The following is a 3,233-nucleotide window of genomic DNA, read 5'->3' on the forward strand; positions in this document are numbered from 1 at the left end:
ATTGTGTCATTCTGCCGTTCAGTTTTCCCACTAGGTCAACGCCGATCAGCGTCGCCCGGTTGAGTTCAACGTCTGCAATATCTTGTATATCCTGTATCAGGTACTTATTCAGAAGTCTAGCGTCGTGCGTCTCGATAATGCGTTCCATCATTTTATCTTCGATTTTCTGCATTGTCTGGGAATCTATGCTCTTGATAAGTGCCAGATTCTGCCGTACCCATGTCATCTTTAGCGTCGCTATGTCTTCGTCCAGTGTGGCGTCCATGCGTTCGTCAGTGCGTGATAACTGCGCCAATGGCACCCGTAACGGAAAGCCTAATATACTTTTCATGATGGCGTCAAACTCTGCCTTGTTGTACCGCTCTATGGCATCAGCCATGTTATTCATGGCCCGTGTCAGGCTGTCGGCTGGCTCCATATCCCGCTCTATTTGGTCGAGCAGTATGTCTATACGTGTACTGGATTCTTCCATCAGTTCGGCGTCGTCAAGATTAACGGAATACAGCTGTACCAGGTCGATGATCTCCTGTTGATGGTCTTTAATGACGGCAAATTTTCGCTTGACGTATCCATTGAGCTGCTTGGCGTATTGGCGCTCTAAGCTCATAGGATACCGCCATATACGCTTTGCAACTACCTTCATCGCTATTCATTCCCTTCGTTCTGCGGCTCATTGTTCTGCGGCGGCTCTACGTTCAGCCGTGAATTCTGAATTACATCATCCAGACCGCGGTCAAGGTCGTATATGCCCTGCTTTTCCAGCCCGTCACGTACTTCCTGCCCATCGAGAGCGTTCATGTCGTAGTATGTCTTAGCAGCGGCGGCGTCCTGTGCCTTGGCCTGTGCCTTCACATACTCAGTATCGGCCTGTTCTCTTTCCGTTGGCTGCCACAATGGGTTAAATTCCAACGTGTATTTATCTGGCAAGTGTATATTGTATTGACTGCACTTGCTGAGTAAATCAATCAGTCGGGACAGTCTCGGCCTTAGTGTGCGCTTTTGCAGTCGGCTCACCATGTTGTAATAGTTTTCAAAGTCTGATTTACCTGTGCTGTTCAAGCCGCCCGGTGAAACGCCAAACAATACCGTGACAGGTATATCCGTCACGGCTGATAATGCCGACTGGAATCGGTCAATAATGTCTGTTACGCCTGCAATGCTCATGTTTTCGAGACTGTATTCATCTTCTTTATCCATAACAATGGTGTTCATCATATGCCGTACCATATCAATGAGCTGCATTCGCTTGACAATCTGGTTTTCGCCTTCCGTTGTTGCAAGCTTTCCTGCCAGCCCATCGAGTTTCAGCACAGGCTGGGACAGTCTCGATAATGCCATAAGTGCCAGCGATAACCCCGTATCATATCGCATAATGTCGTTGTACATCTTTTCGTATACCTTTGCGCCCCAGTCGTTGCGCTGTCTCCGTTCCTGAGTTGGCAATGTGCCGCCTGTAAACAGCAAAAGGCGGCTTTCATGAACTCTAAATGAGCCGCCGTAGTATCCCGTTATGGTGTAATACTCAGGCTTCCCGAACAATTGGCTCATATCATTGTATAGCGTCGTTGCATCAGCCACAATGTCCGGCGCTTCGACTGGTATCAGCCGTTCAATGTTCTGTAGCCTGTTTTCGTTGAGCGGTTCTTCCAGTGTCTGTGCTCCGTCGTTTGCCATAAGTAACAACGCACCGCCACCGTACAGTCTATCCCATGACAACACTGTCGAGAATTGCTGTTCCCATTCCAGATCTTCCAGTACAGATATTACAGCCTTGGTTTCGTCTTCGAGTTCATCTTCCCCGTTTTTAAGGGTGAATCCCTCCTTGATAGCTTCATCCGCCGGGGCCGTGATAATCTTCTGCGCTATGCCGTTATAGGTAAACAGCTGTGCGCATTCCTCGAATGACAGATTGCGTGATGGCGTGTATATGTAATTGTTAAATGGGTCCCTGTTCCGGGTTCCCTGCCCGATAAAGGCATTATAAAACCCGTCTTTTCGTTCTGCCATGTTATCCTCCTATGATACCAGTGACGACCAATCATGTAGAGCGGCTACAGCATTAAACGCATCACTGGCAGCATCTACCTGGTCGTCATGCAGGGCAACGGGGAATCCTTCCATTTCATTCAGAAATTCCCGGTTCCAGTCACCTTCAAGCAGTAGTACGTTCCCTTGCTGCCATTGGGCGGCTAATGGTTCGGCCCGTGTTTCCTTGTCCCCGCTGACAGTGTGCGTATATACGGAAAAGCCTGCCAGCTCTCTAACGTAACTCATAGCCTGCTCTTTCCCTGCCTGACCGGGGTCCTGCGGTATATATATTTTCTCGCATTTGTACAGCCCTCTGTCGATGATGGCCGTTGTCTTTACCAGCTTTCTAACGGTTGACGCATTGGCAGCCCGCCGGATAACGTCAATAAAGATAAACTGCCCGCTCCGTAGTCGTGCGCATAATGCCCCGGCTGTACGGTCCGGGTCTTTGCTGTCCGGTGTGATTTCCGTAGCAGCTAAGTCCCACGCTCTGGCAACAGCGACAATCTTGTCTGGTATGGTCTTCACAATTTGTATTTGCGATTCTTTGAAGTACATCCCGCCGGTCGGTCTGATTTTCCAGTTACCTTTAAGAAGCCGTTCCTTTTCGACCTCTGGCAAGGCGTTCAGGCTGGCCAGATATTCCGGGTTCGCCTTTAGAAGAATCTTGTTGTCGTATATGGATGATGAAATGAAAGACACGCTTTTTACAGCATCGTGTCCATATGTGGCTTCCAGCTCTTCCCGACTGCTCGACCAGATTATTTCGCCGCTCATCCGTGCGTAATACCGTATCTTTCCCGACCGCTCCGGAATGGGATACCCTGTATCTTGGTCAATCCACCATGAAATGAAATCAGCGACCCAGCTATCAGCGTCGGGGTTGCATGTCGCCCGGATATAGGGCTTTACGCCGCACGTGGTACGATTCCGGGACAGCATATAGAAAAACTGATGTTCTGTGAAATGGGTCAATTCGTCAAAGGCAATTAAAGGTATCTGCGACCCCTGCCAGTCCAGCACGTTTTTATCGTATTGCAGATGTCGGAACGATACCTTGGCACCACTGGGAAACGTACACATTAGCGCCGGAACCTGCTTAAAGACAGCGCCCAATGGTATATACATGCTTAGGGCTGTATCATATAGGCCGCCTTCGTTGGTAATCTGCGTCGACTGCCGCCGGAATATAACAGCCCCGAATT

The 3,233-nt window shown here is 49.3% G+C and carries 3 protein-coding genes; all 3 read right to left on the minus strand.

Annotation, left to right across the window (positions count from 1 at the left end; all coding sequences use genetic code 11):
• Positions 1 to 607 (minus strand): hypothetical protein (locus Q3886_RS09630; RefSeq protein WP_301861241.1); only part of this gene is annotated, 607 nt, incomplete at its 3' end.
• A gap of 38 nt (positions 608 to 645) precedes the next feature.
• Positions 646 to 2,007: a DUF1073 domain-containing protein gene (locus Q3886_RS09635; RefSeq protein ID WP_301861242.1), complete on the minus strand. Its 1,362-nt coding sequence runs from the start codon at positions 2,005 to 2,007 to the stop codon at positions 646 to 648.
• A 9-nt stretch (positions 2,008 to 2,016) separates the two neighbouring features.
• Positions 2,017 to 3,233 (minus strand): phage terminase large subunit (gene terL / locus Q3886_RS09640; protein ID WP_301861243.1); only part of this gene is annotated, 1,217 nt, incomplete at its 5' end.

Source organism: uncultured Megasphaera sp. (genome assembly GCF_958350005.1).
In the GTDB taxonomy this organism is placed as follows: domain Bacteria; phylum Bacillota; class Negativicutes; order Veillonellales; family Megasphaeraceae; genus Megasphaera.